The sequence below is a fragment of the Halococcus sp. IIIV-5B genome (genome assembly GCF_003602035.1).
In the GTDB taxonomy this organism is placed as follows: domain Archaea; phylum Halobacteriota; class Halobacteria; order Halobacteriales; family Halococcaceae; genus Halococcus; species Halococcus salsus.
In genome coordinates, this window is record NZ_QZWE01000011.1 from 84,309 (window position 1) to 99,920 (window position 15,612).

20 protein-coding genes and 1 tRNA gene are annotated in these 15,612 nt (G+C 66.5%); 9 read left to right on the plus strand and 12 right to left on the minus strand.

Translation table 11 applies throughout. The features are described from left to right. Window positions 1–57 precede the first annotated feature (57 nt). The gene (locus D3261_RS09655) at window positions 58–1,242 is read left to right on the plus strand and encodes a site-2 protease family protein (RefSeq protein ID WP_120071826.1); all 1,185 of its coding nucleotides are present in this window, start codon (window positions 58–60) and stop codon (window positions 1,240–1,242) included. On the opposite strand, the gene D3261_RS09660 is transcribed toward D3261_RS09655, so the two are convergent. Next, window positions 1,243–1,965: a molybdopterin-binding protein gene (locus D3261_RS09660; protein WP_120071828.1), complete on the minus strand. Its 723-nt coding sequence runs from the start codon at window positions 1,963–1,965 to the stop codon at window positions 1,243–1,245. Window positions 1,966–2,104: 139 nt separating this feature from the next. Between D3261_RS09660 and D3261_RS09665 the strand changes: the two genes are divergently transcribed. Beyond that, on the plus strand, window positions 2,105–2,389 hold the full coding sequence (locus D3261_RS09665; RefSeq protein ID WP_120071830.1) for a hypothetical protein: 285 nt from the start codon (window positions 2,105–2,107) through the stop codon (window positions 2,387–2,389). 190 nt (window positions 2,390–2,579) lie between these two features. On the opposite strand, the gene D3261_RS09670 is transcribed toward D3261_RS09665, so the two are convergent. Continuing rightward, window positions 2,580–2,651: transfer RNA gene (locus tag D3261_RS09670), tRNA-His, on the minus strand. Between the two features lie 96 nt (window positions 2,652–2,747). Between D3261_RS09670 and D3261_RS09675 the strand changes: the two genes are divergently transcribed. Beyond that, window positions 2,748–3,200 carry a DUF5814 domain-containing protein gene (locus tag D3261_RS09675; RefSeq protein ID WP_120071832.1) on the plus strand — a complete coding sequence of 151 codons (453 nt, stop codon included), beginning with the start codon at window positions 2,748–2,750 and terminating at the stop codon, window positions 3,198–3,200. Here D3261_RS09675 and D3261_RS09680 read toward each other — a convergent pair. The 3 genes from D3261_RS09680 to D3261_RS09690 all read right to left on the minus strand — a co-directional run bounded on the left by D3261_RS09680 (window position 3,197) and on the right by D3261_RS09690 (window position 5,186). Continuing rightward, a complete protein-coding gene (locus tag D3261_RS09680) occupies window positions 3,197–3,610 on the minus strand; it encodes a ribbon-helix-helix protein, CopG family (protein ID WP_120071834.1) in 414 nt (137 codons plus the stop codon). The two genes, D3261_RS09675 and D3261_RS09680, sit on opposite strands and share 4 nt — an antisense overlap. 80 nt (window positions 3,611–3,690) lie before the next feature. Further along, a complete protein-coding gene (locus D3261_RS09685) occupies window positions 3,691–4,284 on the minus strand; it encodes an RPA family protein (protein WP_120071836.1) in 594 nt (197 codons plus the stop codon). Beyond that, window positions 4,281–5,186: a replication protein A gene (locus D3261_RS09690; RefSeq protein ID WP_394337577.1), complete on the minus strand. Its 906-nt coding sequence runs from the start codon at window positions 5,184–5,186 to the stop codon at window positions 4,281–4,283. Before D3261_RS09690 ends, D3261_RS09685 begins: the two co-directional genes overlap by 4 nt. A gap of 474 nt (window positions 5,187–5,660) precedes the next feature. Between D3261_RS09690 and D3261_RS09695 the strand changes: the two genes are divergently transcribed. The 4 genes from D3261_RS09695 to D3261_RS20015 all read left to right on the plus strand — a co-directional run bounded on the left by D3261_RS09695 (window position 5,661) and on the right by D3261_RS20015 (window position 7,950). After that, window positions 5,661–5,936: a hypothetical protein gene (locus D3261_RS09695; protein ID WP_120071840.1), complete on the plus strand. Its 276-nt coding sequence runs from the start codon at window positions 5,661–5,663 to the stop codon at window positions 5,934–5,936. Window positions 5,937–6,029: 93 nt separating this feature from the next. Continuing rightward, window positions 6,030–7,274 carry a sulfite oxidase gene (locus D3261_RS09700; protein ID WP_120071842.1) on the plus strand — a complete coding sequence of 415 codons (1,245 nt, stop codon included), beginning with the start codon at window positions 6,030–6,032 and terminating at the stop codon, window positions 7,272–7,274. Then, window positions 7,274–7,780 (plus strand): DUF2243 domain-containing protein, encoded by a 507-nt coding sequence (locus tag D3261_RS09705; RefSeq protein ID WP_120071844.1) that lies wholly within the window; start codon window positions 7,274–7,276, stop codon window positions 7,778–7,780. The genes D3261_RS09700 and D3261_RS09705 overlap by 1 nt, the downstream gene beginning before the upstream one ends. A 2-nt stretch (window positions 7,781–7,782) precedes the next feature. Beyond that, entirely contained in the window at window positions 7,783–7,950 is a 168-nt protein-coding gene (locus D3261_RS20015) for a hypothetical protein (protein ID WP_158589377.1), read from the plus strand. 68 nt (window positions 7,951–8,018) lie between these two features. Here D3261_RS20015 and D3261_RS09710 read toward each other — a convergent pair whose 3' ends face one another. The 6 genes from D3261_RS09710 to D3261_RS09735 form a co-directional block, all read right to left on the minus strand. After that, window positions 8,019–8,675 carry an ATP-binding protein gene (locus D3261_RS09710; RefSeq protein ID WP_120071846.1) on the minus strand — a complete coding sequence of 219 codons (657 nt, stop codon included), beginning with the start codon at window positions 8,673–8,675 and terminating at the stop codon, window positions 8,019–8,021. Beyond that, the gene (locus D3261_RS09715; RefSeq protein WP_120071848.1) at window positions 8,675–9,460 is read right to left on the minus strand and encodes an SDR family oxidoreductase; all 786 of its coding nucleotides are present in this window, start codon (window positions 9,458–9,460) and stop codon (window positions 8,675–8,677) included. Before D3261_RS09715 ends, D3261_RS09710 begins: the two co-directional genes overlap by 1 nt. Before the next feature lie 63 nt (window positions 9,461–9,523). Further along, complete coding sequence (locus tag D3261_RS09720; RefSeq protein ID WP_120071850.1) at window positions 9,524–9,991, minus strand: TRAM domain-containing protein; 468 nt, start codon at window positions 9,989–9,991, stop codon at window positions 9,524–9,526. Window positions 9,992–10,406: 415 nt separating this feature from the next. Then, complete coding sequence (locus tag D3261_RS09725) at window positions 10,407–10,652, minus strand: type II toxin-antitoxin system HicA family toxin (RefSeq protein WP_120071852.1); 246 nt, start codon at window positions 10,650–10,652, stop codon at window positions 10,407–10,409. 75 nt (window positions 10,653–10,727) lie between these two features. Further along, window positions 10,728–10,940 carry a type II toxin-antitoxin system HicB family antitoxin gene (locus tag D3261_RS09730; protein WP_120071854.1) on the minus strand — a complete coding sequence of 71 codons (213 nt, stop codon included), beginning with the start codon at window positions 10,938–10,940 and terminating at the stop codon, window positions 10,728–10,730. Window positions 10,941–11,011: 71 nt separating this feature from the next. Then, on the minus strand, window positions 11,012–12,268 hold the full coding sequence (locus tag D3261_RS09735) for an Nramp family divalent metal transporter (protein WP_233553958.1): 1,257 nt from the start codon (window positions 12,266–12,268) through the stop codon (window positions 11,012–11,014). 166 nt (window positions 12,269–12,434) lie between these two features. Between D3261_RS09735 and D3261_RS09740 the strand changes: the two genes are divergently transcribed. Further along, on the plus strand, window positions 12,435–12,947 hold the full coding sequence (locus tag D3261_RS09740; RefSeq protein ID WP_120071856.1) for a PH domain-containing protein: 513 nt from the start codon (window positions 12,435–12,437) through the stop codon (window positions 12,945–12,947). Window positions 12,948–12,963: 16 nt separating this feature from the next. On the opposite strand, the gene D3261_RS09745 is transcribed toward D3261_RS09740, so the two are convergent. Beyond that, window positions 12,964–13,839 carry a homoserine kinase gene (locus D3261_RS09745; protein ID WP_120071858.1) on the minus strand — a complete coding sequence of 292 codons (876 nt, stop codon included), beginning with the start codon at window positions 13,837–13,839 and terminating at the stop codon, window positions 12,964–12,966. Between the two features lie 121 nt (window positions 13,840–13,960). Here D3261_RS09745 and D3261_RS09750 point away from each other — a divergent pair, with 121 nt between their 5' ends. Next, the gene (locus tag D3261_RS09750; RefSeq protein WP_120071860.1) at window positions 13,961–15,610 is read left to right on the plus strand and encodes a tRNA uridine(34) 5-carboxymethylaminomethyl modification radical SAM/GNAT enzyme Elp3; all 1,650 of its coding nucleotides are present in this window, start codon (window positions 13,961–13,963) and stop codon (window positions 15,608–15,610) included. The last annotated feature ends 2 nt before the right edge of the window (window positions 15,611–15,612 follow it).

The window sequence follows — 15,612 nt, forward strand, 5'->3', positions numbered from 1 at the left end:
CGGCTAAAACCCCGCGGCCACGACACGATTTAAGGGGCCACCGACCGTAGCTTGCGCATGCCAAGTTTCAGGATCGGGAGCATCGCCGGGATTCCGATCAGACTCGGGCTCTCGTTCCTCCTGGTCCTCCCGCTGTTCGCGTGGTTCATCGGGAACGGTATCGGCCAACTCCTGCCGCTGCTGAACGGGATCTTCGACGCGAACCTGCCGGTGACGGAGCTCTCGGCCGGCAACACGCCCTACGTCCTCGGCATCGTCGCCGCCGTCGGGCTCTACGTCGGCGTCGTGCTCCACGAACTCGGCCACTCGTTCGTCGCGATGCGCTACGGCTACGAGATCGACGCCATCACGCTCTGGTTTCTGGGGGGTATCGCCCAGATGGCCGAGATGCCCGAGGACTGGCGGCAAGAGCTCGCGGTCGCGGTCGCCGGCCCCGCCGTGAGCGTCGTCCTCGGTCTCGGCTCCTTCGTGGTCTTCCTCGTGGTCCCGGAGTCGCTCGGCGGCGTGCGCTTCGTGCTCGCCTACCTCGCCCTGCTCAACGTCGCCCTCGCGGCGTTCAACCTCCTCCCGGGCTTTCCGATGGACGGCGGGCGGGTCCTCCGGGCGCTCCTCGCCCGGACCCGGACCCACGCCGAGGCCACCCAGCTCGCCGCCGAGGTCGGGAAGGGGTTCGCGTTCCTGCTCGCGCTCGTCGGTCTCTTCAGCGGAAGCATCGTCTTCATCGCCATCGCCTTCTTCATCTACATGAGCGCGAGCGGCGAGGCCCAACAGGCCGTCACGAAGGCGGCGCTCCAGGGCGTCGCCGTCCAGCGCGTGATGACGCCCGCCGCCGAGATCGACGCCCTCTCGCCGAAGGCCAGCGTCGCCGACCTCATCGACCGGATGCTCACCGAGCGCCACACCGGCTATCCCGTGCTCGAAAGCGGCGAGCTCGTCGGGATGGTGACCCTCACCGACGCACAGAAGGTCCGCGAGGTCGAGCGCGACGCCTTCCGGGTCGAGGAGGTGATGACCCGCGAGCTGGAGACGATCCCCGAGGACGCCGACGCGATGACCGCGCTCTCGACGATGCAGTCGGCGGGCGTGGGTCGGCTTCCCGTCGTGGGTCTCCACGGCGAGTTCGTCGGGCTGGTCTCGCGAACCGACCTGATGACCGCGCTCACCATCCTCCGGTCGAGCGGGAGGGAGTCGGGAGCCGAGACCACCCGAGACTCGCCGCGTTCGCCCGAGGAATCGCTGTAGCTACTCGGGTGCCGGAACGGTTTCGAGCCGGTCGGTGAGCCACTCGCGCGCCGCGTCGAGTTCGCCCTCGTCCTCGCCGACGAGTTTGATCCGGTTGTGGCGCACCGCCCGGTCGGGATAACAGCCCACCGCGACGTCGAAGCGTTCGCCGGCTTCGGTGAGGTCGTCGATCATGTCGGCCTCCGGCGTCGGGGTGTAGAACACCTGCGAGCGGACGTCGCCCCCGAACCCGTCCTCGATCGTCTCGAACATCGCCTTCATCTCCGCGGGTACTCCGGGGAGGACGTAGACGTTCTCGATCACACAGCCCGGCGCGAGCCCGGGGTCGTTGATCAGTGGCTGGCTGCCTTCGGGGATCGAGGCCTCGGCCTCGACGTCGAGCGCGATGTCGGGGTACTCCTCGCGAACGGCTTCGAGGCGCTGTTCGACGTCGGCGCGGGCGCGGTCGTTGACCGCGAGCGGCCGGTCGAAGGCCGTCGCCACCGCGTCCATCGTGACGTCGTCGGGCGTCCCGCCCAGCCCGCCGGTGAGGATGACCGCGTCGAACGTCGCCGAGTAGTCGGCGACCCGGTCGGCGATCAGCTCGCGGTCGTCGGGCACCACGAGGATCCGCGCGACGGTCGCGCCGCGCTCGGTGAGCCGGGAGGCGATCCACGTCGCGTTGGAGTTCTCGGTGTCCCCCGAGAGGATCTCGTCGCCGATGGTGAGCAGCGCGATTTCCATTGACCGATCTGGGCGGTGGCGACGGATAGCCCTTCGTTGTCGGTCCGGTAGGCTGCTTCACCGAGCCCTCGTCGGACTCTCGACCGACGAACGGTAGCGGATCACATGGATTTTTAGTACCGGCCGGATAGCTCGACGTATGCCCATCGATCAAGACCAGTGGGAGGCCGGCGAGGAAGTAAGCACCTCGATAGATTCCGTTCGTAACTTTCTCGAAGAGAGTCATCCGGAAGCCTACACCGCCGAGGAGATCACGGGCGCGGTGCTGGAGTTCGCCAGCACCCCACCGGTCACGAGCGAGAAGCTCAGGGACATCGCCGAGCAGAACCTCGAGATACTGATCGAGACCGGGAGCGTCGAGGCCAGACGGATCGAGACCGGCGACCGGCGGCCGTCGGTCTACTACCGGGCCGTGGACGAGTGAGGGCGGTTCGGTCGATAGAATTCACATCAAGGGAGAAGCCGCCCGACGTTATGTAAAATATCTGATATAATCCGGGTGCGAGAATCGACCACGGTCGGACGTGCTCGCTCACGTCGTTCGCTGCGCGCGTCCTCCCTGATTCGATCTCGCAGTCCGGCTTTTGCACTCCTCCGTAATGTCGTCGTGAAAAGTCCGGGTGCGAGAATCGAACCCGCGTCTCAGCCTCCACAAGGCTGAAGGATGACCACTACCCCAACCCGGACACGCATCCGTTCCTATCTGCGCGTGGATAAAGTACGTTACGACTCTTCCCGAGTTTCGCGGCGTTTTTGCGTTTGCCTGCCGTAGCCCCGCTACCGTGGCCGTCACCGACAAGATCTACGTCAAGAACCACCGCCGGATCGGCTCCCAGCTCGAGACCCACATCCCCAGGAGCGCGTTCAGCGGTGCGACCCTCGACATCCTCTACTCCGGCGAGGGGCTCGCGAAACTCGACGACGCCACCCAGGAGCGCGTCCTCGACTTCGCCGAGGACTTCCTCGACTGCGATTGCGAGTCGAACCCCTACTGTGGCCACCCCGAGCGCAAGTTCATGGCCTACCTCCTCGACCTGCGCGCCCAGGGCTTCGGTCCCGAAGCCATCGTCGACGTGATGGGCGACGACTACCTCGTGACCGCCTACCCCGGCGACATCCTCTCCTTCCTCGACAACTCGGTCCGCACGCTCGAAGCGATGGAGGACCTCGCGAACGTCGAGAACGACCGGGAGGCTGCACAAAAAATCGACGACCGGAAGCGCGCGTTGCTCTAACCCAGCCGGAACGGCTCCTCTTCCTCGCTCTCGTCGTCGAGCTCTTCGAGCTGGATCACGTCCTCCTCGCCCTCCTGGTCCTCTAGCCGCTGGCTCAACTGGGTGACGTACCGGCGGTGCTCGTCGAGCTGCTCGCGGAGGTGGTCGGCTTCGAGTTCGAGGCGCTCGTGTTCGCGGACGTAGCTCTTGGGCACCTCGACCTTCGGCGGGAAGCTCGACGAATCCTCGCTGCTCTCGTCGACCTCGTGCTCGGGGACGACCTCGACCTGACCGTCGTGGGCAACCAGCATCTCGACGTAGTTGCGGAACACCGCCGAGAGCGAGATGTCGCGCTCCTCGGCGATCTCGCGAAGCGTCTCGAAGGCGTCCTCGTTCACCCGGAACGAGATCGTCTTGTTCTTGTTGCCCATCTGGGTTCGACCTATCCGCCCCGAGACCTTAATCCTTCGTCAGACGATGACACGCGCTCGATCGAAAAGAATCGCGCCGCTCAGTCGGCGTCGACCGCGACCTCGTCGTCCTCTTCGAGGCTTTCGAGTGCCGAGACGGCTTCCTGACGGTAGTCGTCCAGCGGCAGGTCGTAGCGCTCCTCGGCCATCCGGGCGTACTCGTTGGTGTCGGCCTCGAACGCCTGGATCCGCTCGGTGGTTCGGGCGGCGGTCTCGACCACCCAGCGGTCGCGGGTCTCCGCGTCGACCACGGTGATCGACTCCGGTCGAACCGCGACGTTGGTCTGGCCGTCGTCGGTCTCGAAGGTCCGGGGCTTGCCCGCAACCGCGACGTACGCGGGTGGCTCGATCTCCCGGAGCGTGCTCGCGGCCTCGGGCTGGTACTGGCCCGCGTAGACGTAGAACGTCCCCGTCGGGTCGACCACGCGGCCCTGCCAGTACTCCGAATCCGAGCCCACGTCCTCGGTCTCGGTGAGGGTGCCGACGAAGAACACGCGGTTCGCACGCTCACCCGTCGGGAGGAGGACGTAGACCGGCGCGCGCTCCTCGTCGCTCTCCTTGAACGTCTCCGTGGCGTCGTTGAACTCGCTCGCGAAGACCCGTTTGGCCACCTTCCGCATCGGAGCGCCGCTCATAGCGACCTCGCTTTGATGAGAGTCTCTTCAGCATCTACTGGCCCGCCCAGTTGCTCGAAGTCGTTCGCGAGGACGTACCGTCCGAAGGTCGGTCCCTCGATCCGATAGTAGACCCCGAGGATCTCCCCGCGGATCTCGTCGGCCACCACGGTGGTGTCGAGCGCGTCCATCGCCATCTCCTTCGCCTCCGAGAGGGTGATCCCGGTGAGTTCCTCGGTGGCCTCCTGGTCGAAGATGGTCTCGTGGACCTCGTTGCCGTCGTCGACGACGGCCTTGATCCGGAGGTCGAACTCGCCGTCGACCTCGCCGTGTTCGGAACACCGACCGTTCTGGAGCACGCGCGTGCAGTCTTCCTCGGGACACCGCTTGATCAGACCGCTCCCGCGCTGGATGTCGACCAGCGCGCCTTCCACGGCGATGGCGTCGTCGCCGACCTCGATCTCCTCGTCGAGTTCCTCGATATTCGTGGTGCGGTTGAGCTTGACCGAGAATCGCCCTTCCCACTCGTCGGTGACGAGATTCGAGAGTCGGTAGACGCCGCCCTCTTCGAGTTCGGGCAGGTCTGACTTCGCCCACTTCGTGAACTTGATCGTCCCCGTCGGGTCACCGAGCAGGCCCACCTGCCCCACCGACTCACTGCGAGGGTCCCAGAGCTGGGTGACCTTCGCGGTGAGGTCGATCCACTCCTCGGGTGCGTCGACTTCGCCGATCGTTCGTTCCTCGCTCGCGCCGCCCGACTCGGGGACGTCGAGCTCCTCGTCGAGCTCCTCGATATTCGTGGTGCGGTTGAGCTTGACCGAGAACCGACCCTCGTACTCGTCGGTGACGACGTTTTCGAGCCGGTAGACGCTCCCTTCTTCGAGTTCGGGGAGGTCGGAGGTCGCCCACGCGGTGAACTTGATGGTGCCCGTCTCGTCGCCGAGCAGGCCCACCTGGGCGATCGACTCGCTCCGGGGCTCCCAGAGCTGGAGGACCTTCACCGTCAGGTCGACCCACTGCTCGGGCGCGTCGATGGTCTCGACCGTCCGCTCCTCGCTCTCGCCACCGAGTTCGTCCCGGTCCATCCCGGCCTCGTCGAGGTAGCTGCTCGTGACGCTCCGGCGCGCCTCTTCGAGGGGGACTCGGTAGTCGTTGACCAGCGTGTCGAGGCGCTCCTCGACGTCCTCGACGCTGATGTCTAGCGTATCCGAAAACTGCTCGTGTATCTCCGCTGCGTGCTGTTGTACGTCCGTCATTGGTTGTCCTGTCTCCGCGTGTTTTCGGTGGGAGACACCTGAGGGTACGCGCGCGATGGTATAAAAAGTTCCGCGAGCGCGGTGAAAGTGGTCGAGAACACGAGCGACGGGCCTTTGTAGCGCGCTCCCCTCCCATCACTCATGAGCGACGAGGGTCGCCTCGCGCGGCTTCTCAGCACGACGGCGCGCGCGGCGGGTCGGCGCTACGCCGAATCGCGACGGGCCTACAGCAGCGGCCGCACCCGCGCCGAGGGTGACGGTCCCTACGACGAACACCTCCGGGTCGTCTGTCGCCGCCACGCCCAGAAACGTACCGTGACGCTCGACGGTTACGTCCCGGACTGTTTCGATCCCGATCACCCCGACTGCGAGGGCTGTCTGGAGGACATCCGCGAGGGGACCGTCGAGACCTGGTGAGTGCGAGGACGACCCTCGGCGAGCGTCGACCCGAGCCACGACCTTCTCCTCGCAAGCAGAACACGGGAATGAGTCGCCGGCGTGTCGTCTGACATGGCACCCGATGGCCCGGACCCACGGCGGCGCGACTCGCTCACCGAGCGGTATCCCGGCCTCGACGTGCTCGTCGACGAGCCGCCGAACGCACAGACGGCCGCTCGGTCGAATCTCGCGACCCCCATCACGCCGCGCGACGAACACTTCGTCCGGGTCCACCATCGGACACCGGAGATCGACGCCGACGAGTGGACCGTCTCGCTCACGGGAATGATCGAGGACGAAGCCGAGCTCTCGATGGACGAACTCCGAGGTGACTACCCCACCGAATCGGTGGTCCACACGATGGAGTGTTCGGGCAACGGCCGGGCGTACTTCGAGCCGGACGCCGAGGGTGACCAGTGGAGTTTCGGGGCGGTCGGCAACGCGGTCTGGACCGGCACGCCGGTGAGCGCCGTGCTCGACGAGTACGGCACGGCCGACGAGGACGGCGACGACGGGCGCTGGCTCTCCGTGATGGGTGGTGAAGCGCCGCCCGACAAGGACGTCTTCTGCCGGTCGATCCCGCTGTCGAAGGTCCGGGAGGACTGCCTGCTGGCCTACGAGATGAACGGCGCGCCGATGGCCCCCGAACACGGCTACCCCGTTCGGCTGGTTGCACCTGGGTGGTTCGGCAACAACAGCGTGAAATGGGTCGAGGAGATCCGCGTGATGGATGGCATGGTCGAGGGCGAGGCGTGGACCGACCGCGACGGGCAGGACTACACCCAGTACCAGCAGTCCTCCTACCGGATCGTCCCCGACCAGGACGAGCAGCCGGACCGTCATCGATCAGTGGAGACCACGAGCACCTACGACCAGATGACCGGGAGTGAGGAGGTTCGGAACGCCTACCTCTTCGACCAGCTCGTCAAGTCGCTCCTCACGATGCCCGCGGACGGAGCCACGCTCTCGGGCTCACGGGTCGAACTCTCGGGGGTCGCGTGGTCGGGCGAGGATGCGGTCGAGCGCGTCGAGGTCTCGACCGACGGCGGCGAGTCGTGGGCCGAGGCGGAACTCGTGGGTCCCGACCTCGGCCGCTACGCGCTCGATCGCTTCCGGTACGTCTGGGAGCCCGAACCGGGCGAGCACACCCTCTGCTCGCGGGCGACCGACGAACGCGGCCGAACCCAGCCGGCCACGGTCTCCGACCCCGAGGCGGGCCGTCGCGGTATCGAGAACGACGAGTTCCCGTGGAACGTGAAGGGCTACGGAAACAACGCCTACCGCCCGCTCGGCGTCACCGTCGAGGTGGAGGCGTAATGGCGACCCCATCGGACGAGCCCGCCGAGCGGGCCGTTCCCCGTCGAGCACTGTTTGCCGCCGGGGTCTTCGGGTTCGGGTTCAGCGGGCTGATCGACGTGCTCCTCCTCCACCACGTCCTCCAGTGGCATCACCTCGTCTCGGGGATCTACCCGATGAACACCCTCGACGGCCTCAGGATAAACGTCCTCGCGGACGGGTTGTTCTCCATCGGCATGGTCGTCATCGCGGGGGTCGGCGCGGGCCTCGTCTGGCGCGCCGAACGGCGGACCGCGACCCCGCTCGCGTTCCGGCCGGTCGCGGGCGCGGCGGTGGTCGGTCTCGGGCTGTTCGACCTCTACGACGCGGTCGTCGACCATGTGATCCTCGGCCTCCACCAGCCGCTCTCGATGGGCGGGACGTACAACCCCCACTGGATCGTCGTCAGCGTCCTCATCATCGGCGCGGGCGCGTACGTCTACCGGACGGGGATCGGCGAAACCGAGGACACCACCGAGGCTCCCTGACCGTGATCCCGCCGACCACGGACCTGCTGGCCCTCTCCGTCGTGGTCGCCCACGCCGGGGCCCGGCCGACGCCGGTCCCACACTGGGCGGTGCTGATCGTCGGCGTGCTCGGAATCTGGGTCGCCATCGCCGGCGGCGTCGCCGCCCTCGATAGAGTGCTGGCCGAGTAGATCGACCCTTGGGGGCTACGTCACGGACTGCTTCGACCCACGTGACGAAGTCCGTTCGACGACCCGACTCACTCCGGGGCGACGAGGTCGCAGTAATGAAACTCGCCGTCGCCCGCCGCACGCGTGACGGTTTCACCCGTTTGCACGTCGACCGGTTCCTCGAAGGTCGGCCCGTGGGTCACGAACGTGTGGAACTCGCCGTTCTCGCCGCACGGGTCGACGTCCGGAGGGAGGTCCGCGAGAAATTCGGCATCGAACGTCCGACCCGCGAACGAGGCGTCGAACACCTCGCCGTCGACACACACCACGGTGGCTTCGTACGCATCGGCGACCGTCTCCGCGACCGCCGACGTGTCGCGCCCCCAGATCGGCCAGCAACCATCGAGGTCGCTCTCGGCGAGCCGTTCCTCGCGGTAGACCCGCACGCTTTCGAGGAACAGGTCGGCGAACACGACGTGCGTGAAGCCACGTTCGGCGTATCCGTCCATCGCTTCGGCCATCACCGCCTCGTAGGTCTCGTTCGTGGGCTCGCGCGGGAGCGTGACGAACTCGATCGGCAGCCCGAGCGCGTCGGCTTGGCGTTCGTAGAGACCTCGCCGAACCCCGTGCATCGTGCTCCGGTTCGTCGAACTCGAAACCGTCGTCAGTAGTTCCTCGACACCGTCGAGTTCGGCGAGCGCGTACGCGGCGTCCTTGCCGCCGCTCCACGAACAGACCGCTCGCATCAGCCCCGTAACGTCCCACCGTCGACCGGTATCGCCGCTCCCGTGAGGTAGCTCGCGCGCGCACTCGACAGGAACGCGACCGCCTCGCCGAGCTCGCGCGGGTCGCCCACGCGGTCGAGCGGCACGTCGTCGGACCAGTCGGCGAGCCCCTCCTCGTAACTCTCGTACTCGCCGCGCTCGACGCCCTGCTCGACGAGTTCCTCGATACGCGGCGTCTCGTAGCTCCCCGGCAACACCGAGTTCGCGCGGATCGAGGGCCCGAACTCCCGTGCGACGGTCTCGACCAACCCCGGAACCCCGCGCCGAACGGCGTTCGAGAGCACCAATCCCTCGATCGGCTCGGCCACGCTCGTCGAGGTGATCGCGACCCACGTCCCGGCGTCGCTGTCGTCGAGGTGCGGGTGGGCGGCCGTGAGCACCCGGACGACGCTCATCACGAGCAGGTCGTAGGCCGCGTACCACTCCTCCTCGGGGAGATCGAGGAACTCCCCGCTCGGCGGCCCACCCGCCGACGTCACGAGGTGGTCGAGCCCGCCGAACGCCTCGACGGTCTCCTCGACCAGGGCCTCACAGTCCGCCGGGTCGGTGATGTCCGCCTGCACGCCGAGCACGTCGCCCGGTCCCGCCGCGTCGACCGTCTCGCGTGCCGAGTCCAGCCGGTCGGCGTCACGGCCACAGATAGTCACGTTCGCGCCTTCGGCGGCGAGCGCCTCGGCGCTTGCTAGTCCTAGGCCGCTCGTGCTCGCCGTCACCAGCGCCGCGTTGCCGTCGAGTTCGAGGTCCATACTCGCTCGACGGTCGCCGGACCCATAGCTCCCCGTGGTTCGTCGCCGGACTGTCCAGCCGGCCTACCCGCCCCAGAAGTTCTCGCGGCTGCCGAGCCGCTGACGACGTCCGGGGCGCTTTGGCCCGTCGTCGTCCTCGTCCTCGCTCTCGTCGGCCTCGGTTTCGTCCTCGTCGCCCGTCTCCTCCTCGTCCTCCTCCATCGGGAGGCGTTCGAGTTCGTCCGCCCGCGCGTGGTTCGAGCGGACCTTCGTTATCTTCACGCGCGAGCGCGCCTCGGGCAGCACGCCGTCGACGAAGACGATGAAGCCGTCCTCGGTTCGGCCCACGCCCGCGCCGCTCTCGTGCATGTCCTCGACCGTGACGACCAGTTCTTCGCCGATCGTCACCGGCTGGGATTTCAGCTCCCTGATTGGTTGGCTGTAGTGATTACACCACTCCGCACCGCCGCGATTCCCGTAGTGTTGACACCCCATGCCGTTGATCCGCTCGGAGAAACTCGGGCATTCGTCGGCGAGTGGACAGTCCGCCATACGGGGGGTAGCTACCGAGGTAGCTAAATGCTTACGACCCTGCCTCCACCTTTTGCTGCGGTCGGCCGCGAAGCGGCCTCCCTGGCAAAATGTGGATCAAAAGCCGTCGTCACCCCCTCCGGGGGTTCCTCGGCCCGCTCGCTCGTTTCACTCGCTCGCGGCGCAAACACTGACGACTCCCGCAGCCGCTCCGCACAGCACCGCCGAAGTCCTCGGCACCTCCAGTTTCTGCCCATCTTGAGGCCAATGACCCAAGTAGAGTTGGAACAGCAGGAAGTCTGCAAGGGATCAGAGAAAACGCAGATCGTCGGAACCCTATCGATTTGACAGAAGTGGAACCAGCCAGTATCCCGTCCGATGTTGCCAGCTGCATTTCACTCAATTCGGAGGATGTAGGGGAGGCAATCGACCGATATCAGAGATTCCGATCGATCCACGCGCAAAACGCGTCGAAGTCCTTCGCGCCAGCCTGGTCAGCGATGCTCCAGAGCGTTCCAGTAGCGAGTTCATCGTGCAGGGGAACGATGACGATCCGCTTCTCGTCCGTCTCCGGATGTTCGTAGACCAGCTTTCTGTGGCTACCGGCCCCCGACGCGGGTGTGAATCCCTTATCGGTTAGAACTTTCACGATCTCCAATCCGGAGTACGTTCGCCTTGTCATAGCCGTGTTTTCGAGGGAACCGTATACACAAATTTTCAGACAGATGACGTGTGTAAGACGTAGCTGTGTGAGTTCTCAGAACCAGGGAGCGTCTGGAGTTGCTGTCTCCACCTCGTCGTCGGTTTCCTCGTACAGCTGCAGGGCTTCGGCCAGATTCGCCAGCGCCTTCGAACGTGTCTCCCCCTGGCTCGCGACCCCAGTTCGTTCATCGCGAGCGACGAACCAGTCGTCTTCCCGGGAGAGAATGATAGAATCCGCATCGTCCGGTTCGCGGATCTGAGTACTCATAGGAGAGGGTAGGATCCCGCTGTCAAATAGGGTTTCGGCTCTGAGAAGGGTACATCGGTCAATTTTTCGTCCTAGACGAACACTTCGGTGTAGATCAGCCAGACGTTGAGCACCACGATCAGCGCGATCATCGCCCCGAGCACCGTCGTCGTGCTCGTCCGGTTTTTGAACGACTGCATCAGCCCCTCCTCGCGCGTGAACCAGAGCAACGGGATCAACACGAACGGGAGCTCGAAGCTCAGCGCGACCTGGGAGGCCACCAGCACGCTCGTTGGATCGAAGCCCGCGATGACGACCGCGAGGCTCGGAACCAAGGTCACCGACCGCCGGAGCCAGACGTTGATCTGGAGGTCGAGGAAGCCGTCCATCACCGTCTGCCCCGCCATCGTCGCCACCAACGAGGAGGAGAGGCCGGCGGCGATCAGCGCGACCCCGAACACCAGACTGGAGTTCGACCCGAAGACGTTCTGGAGGGTGACGTACGCCTCGTTGAGCGTGCTGATGCCCGTGCCCTGGAGCGCCGCGGCGGCGACCACGAGCATCGCGGCGTTGACGAACATCGCGCCGAACAGCGCGAGTATCGTGTCCACCGACTCGAACCGGAAGTGCCGCCGGTGGACCGCCTCGGTGTCGCCATCGGTCTCCATCAACCGGTTCCGGCGGTCCTGGACGATGTACGGGTGGAGGTAGACCGAGTGGGGCATCACGGTCGCGCCGAGGATCCCGATCGCGACGTAGAGCGCGTCCGGACCGGGGATCGACGGCAGGAGCCCGCGCGCGATCTCGCCACCCGTGGGTCGGGCGAGCACGACCTCGAAGAGGAACCCGAGCGCGATCACGCCGACGAGCGCCATGATCACGAACTCGACCCAGCGGTAGCCCTGCTTGCGGGCGGTCCGCACCCCGAGCAGCGCGAACGACGCGATGCCTGCGAGCACCGCCCCTGCCGGAAGGGGAATACCGAACACGAGGCTGAAGCCGATCGCCGCGCCGATGATCTCCGCCATGTCGGTCGCGATCATCGCGAGCTCCGCCGCGGCCCACAGGAAGTACACGAGGGGCCGCGGCAGGCGCTCGCGACAGAGCTGGGCGATCCCTTTTCCAGTGGCGATCCCGAGCTTCGCGGCGACGATCTGGATCCCCATCGCCATGAAGCTCGCGAGCACGATCACCCAGAGCAACGCGGTGCCGTACTGCGCCCCACCCGAAATGTTGGTGGCCCAGTTCCCCGGGTCCATGTACGCGACGCTGATCAGAAATCCCGGCCCGAGATAGGTCAGCAGCTCCCGAACGGGGAGCTGCCGCAAGGACGTCCCGCCGCGGCTCACCGACGAACCCGCCTCCGGAGACGGTCGGGGAATGAATTAGCCATGCCTAATAAGCTATTTAGCCCGGGTTAACTTATCGGTTCCGAACGCCGGATACCACCGTATCGGTTCGGAGGTCGGGCGCGAGGTGGATAAATCTATCAGGCTCGGCGCGTTACTCCGGGCGATGGCAGAACGCGACGCTCCCGAGTGGGTCACCCTCACCGAGGGGGAATCGGTGCTCTGGGACGGGCACCCGAGCCTTCGATTGATCGCGCCCGCGGTCCTCGCGGGACTGGTGCTCGTGCTCGGCGGGGTCGCGCTCGCGGTCGTCGTGACCGACCCGACCCTCCGATGGCTGTCCCTCGTCGGCGTGCCGCTCGGCATCGCGGTCATCGCGTGGTCGTACATCTCGGTCGTGAGCACCCGATACGTGCTGACCTCGGAGGAGGTCTACCAGAAGACCGGACTGTTGAACCGGAACGTCGCCCAGATCCGGCTCGACCGGGTCCAGAACACGACCTGCAGCCAGTCGATGACCGAACGACTGCTCTCCTACGGCGACATCACGATCTACACCGCCGGCTCCGACACGATGGACATCACGCTCACCGACGTGCCGAACCCCCAGCAGGTGAACCGCCGTCTGACGGAAGCGCTCGATGCCGCCTCCACCTCGGGGACGCGCGTCGGTCCGTGAGGATTCAGTAGGGGGTTCAGTACACCGTCGCGCCCTCGCCGACGCGGGTCCGGAAGGCACGAGCGGTGATGCCGGCCTCGGCGAACGCGTCGAGCATCGCGCTCCCTATCGCTCGTCGGTCTCCCGCTCGGCACGCCGCTATCACCGTCGGTCCCGCGCCGCTCACGGTGACACCCGTCGCGCCCGCCTCCCGCGCCGCCAGACAGACCGCATCGTAGCCGTCGATCAGCTCGGCCCGCGCTGGCGTCACCGTCGGATCCGCCATCCCTCGCCCGACGAGTTCGGGGTCGCCTCGACACATCCCCACGGTGAGGCTCGCGGCGTTGCCCACCGTCTCGACCACGTCGTCCATGTCCACCCGACCGGGCACTACCCGCCGGGCGTCGCGGGTCGAGACGACGGTCTCGGGGAGGCAGGCCACGAGCGGGATCGAGGTGTCGACCTGTGTGATCCCGTCGGGAGTGGCGACCGTGAATCCTCCCAAGATCGAGGGCGCGACGTTGTCGGCGTGGGCCTCACCCGACACCACGGCCTCGCCTTCGGCGGCGATCGGAACCAGCTCTTCCCGCGTGTAGTCGCGGTCGTAGAGGTCGCGGAGGCCGACCGCGGCCGCGGCGGCGCTCGCGGCCGACGAACCGAGCCCCGAGGCCGGCCGGATCCCCTTGTCGATCTCGATGTGGGCCGGCGCGTCGAGCGCCTCCGCGACCGCGCCGACGGTGTTCTTCTCCGGGTCCTCCGGGATGTACTCGCTGCCGGTGCCCGTGACCTCGATGGTCGTCTCGGCGGCCTTCGAGACACGGACGACGTCCGCCGGGCGCGAGAGCGCGACGCCGAAGACGTCGAACCCGCTGCCGAGGTTGGCGCTGGTCGCGGGGGCCCGGACGGTGAGCATGGCCTGCGTTGCGCGCCTCCCGGCAAAAGGGTAGCGACCACTGCCGGGAACCCGGCACAGGGCACGATCCGACGAGCAACAGGCTTATTCGAACGCCACGGCGATTCTCCCACCACTACCGATGAGCACCGAGACCCAACCGACCGAGACCGAGGCGTTCGAACGGGTCTGTGAGACGCTGGTCGAGCGAATTTTGGACGGGGAGATCGAGCGCGACGACGTCGAGTCGGCCAAGCTCGACGCGTGTTCCGAGTTCTCGGCCCCGAAGGTCCCGAAGAACTCCGAGATCCTCGACCGTGCGCCCGAGGGCCGTCGCGAGGAGCTCGAAAAAGTCCTCCAGCGAAAGCCCGTTAGAACCGCCTCGGGCGTCTCGCCGGTGGCGATCATGACGTCCCCCCAAATGTGCCCCCACGGGAAGTGTCTCTACTGTCCCGGCGGACCGGCCTCCGAGTTTTCGAGCTCGCAGTCCTACACGGGCCACGAACCCGCCGCCGCCCGCGGGGTGCAGAACGACTACGACCCCTACGGTCAGGTCACCCTCCGGTTGAACCAGCTCCGCGAGATCGGGCACCCAGTAGATAAAGTCGAACTCATCCTGATGGGCGGGACGATGACCGCCCGGAGCCACGACTATCAGGAGTGGTTCGTCAAGCGGGCGCTCGAAGCCATGAACGACTTCGATCCGACGGCCGAACCCGATCCGTCGGAGACGGAGAGCTTCGCGCAGAGCCCTGAAGAATACGAGTTCGAGTACCTCGAGGACGTGATCGCCGAGAACGAGCACGGGCGGATCCGGAACATCGGGACGACCTTCGAGACCAAACCCGACTGGTGTGACCCCGAACAGATCGACCGGATGCTCTCGCTGGGCGGCACGAAGGTCGAGGTCGGGGTGCAGACCACCTACGACGAGATCAACCGCGCGATGCACCGCGGCCACGGCACGCAGGCCTCAGTGGACGCGAACCGACGGCTTCGGGACGCGGGCTTCAAGGTCGGTTTCCACATGATGCCCGGCCAGCCCGGCATGAGCCGGGAGATGTGCATCGAGGACTTCAGACGGCTGTTCGAGGAGTCGGAGTGGCGGCCCGACTACCTCAAGATCTACCCGATGCTCGTGGTGCGCGGCACGCGGACCTACGACATGTGGCGCGAGGGCGAGTACGAACCCCTCGACAACGAGTCGGCCGCCGACCTCGTCGCCGAGGTCAAGTCGATGATCCCGAAGTACGTCCGCCTGCAACGGGTCCAGCGCGACATCCCCGCCGACTTCATCGACGCGGGCGTCTGGAAGTCGAACCTCCGCCAGCTCGCCCGCCAGCGGATGGACGAACACGGCTGGAGCTGCGACTGTATCCGGTGTCGGGAGGTCGGGATGAACGACGACCCGCCGAAAAACGTCGAGCGCGACGTGCTGACCTACGAGTCGGGCGGCGGCACCGAGCAGTTCATTAGCTACGAGGACCCGGACCAGGACCTCCTGGTCGGGTTCTGTCGGCTCCGCTTCCCGAACGACCCGGTACGAAACGAACTCCGAAACGCGGCCATCGTGCGCGAACTCCACGTCTACGGGCCGATGGTTGAAGTCGGTCGCGAGAGCGCGGACTGGCAGCACAAAGGCTACGGCGGGAAGCTCCTCCGGCACGCCGAGGCGATGGCCGCCGACGCCGGCTACGACAAACTCGCCGTCATCAGCGGCATCGGCGCGCGCGAGTACTACCGCAACCGGGGCTACCGGCAGGACGGCCCGTACGTCTCGAAGCGGCTCTGAGG

Bases quoted from the DNA above. Each gene is read 5' to 3' on its own strand.
- D3261_RS09655 (WP_120071826.1), top strand. From the start codon at position 58: ATGCCAAGTTTCAGGATCGGGAGCATCGCCGGGATTCCGATCAGACTC.
- D3261_RS09660 (WP_120071828.1), bottom strand. From the start codon at position 1,965: ATGGAAATCGCGCTGCTCACCATCGGCGACGAGATCCTCTCGGGGGAC.
- D3261_RS09665 (WP_120071830.1), top strand. From the start codon at position 2,105: ATGCCCATCGATCAAGACCAGTGGGAGGCCGGCGAGGAAGTAAGCACC.
- D3261_RS09680 (WP_120071834.1), bottom strand. From the start codon at position 3,610: ATGGGCAACAAGAACAAGACGATCTCGTTCCGGGTGAACGAGGACGCC.
- D3261_RS09685 (WP_120071836.1), bottom strand. From the start codon at position 4,284: ATGAGCGGCGCTCCGATGCGGAAGGTGGCCAAACGGGTCTTCGCGAGC.
- D3261_RS09695 (WP_120071840.1), top strand. From the start codon at position 5,661: ATGAGCGACGAGGGTCGCCTCGCGCGGCTTCTCAGCACGACGGCGCGC.
- D3261_RS09700 (WP_120071842.1), top strand. From the start codon at position 6,030: ATGGCACCCGATGGCCCGGACCCACGGCGGCGCGACTCGCTCACCGAG.
- D3261_RS09705 (WP_120071844.1), top strand. From the start codon at position 7,274: ATGGCGACCCCATCGGACGAGCCCGCCGAGCGGGCCGTTCCCCGTCGA.
- D3261_RS09710 (WP_120071846.1), bottom strand. From the start codon at position 8,675: ATGCGAGCGGTCTGTTCGTGGAGCGGCGGCAAGGACGCCGCGTACGCG.
- D3261_RS09715 (WP_120071848.1), bottom strand. From the start codon at position 9,460: ATGGACCTCGAACTCGACGGCAACGCGGCGCTGGTGACGGCGAGCACG.
- D3261_RS09720 (WP_120071850.1), bottom strand. From the start codon at position 9,991: ATGGCGGACTGTCCACTCGCCGACGAATGCCCGAGTTTCTCCGAGCGG.
- D3261_RS09725 (WP_120071852.1), bottom strand. From the start codon at position 10,652: ATGACAAGGCGAACGTACTCCGGATTGGAGATCGTGAAAGTTCTAACC.
- D3261_RS09730 (WP_120071854.1), bottom strand. From the start codon at position 10,940: ATGAGTACTCAGATCCGCGAACCGGACGATGCGGATTCTATCATTCTC.
- D3261_RS09740 (WP_120071856.1), top strand. From the start codon at position 12,435: ATGGCAGAACGCGACGCTCCCGAGTGGGTCACCCTCACCGAGGGGGAA.
- D3261_RS09745 (WP_120071858.1), bottom strand. From the start codon at position 13,839: ATGCTCACCGTCCGGGCCCCCGCGACCAGCGCCAACCTCGGCAGCGGG.
- D3261_RS09750 (WP_120071860.1), top strand. From the start codon at position 13,961: ATGAGCACCGAGACCCAACCGACCGAGACCGAGGCGTTCGAACGGGTC.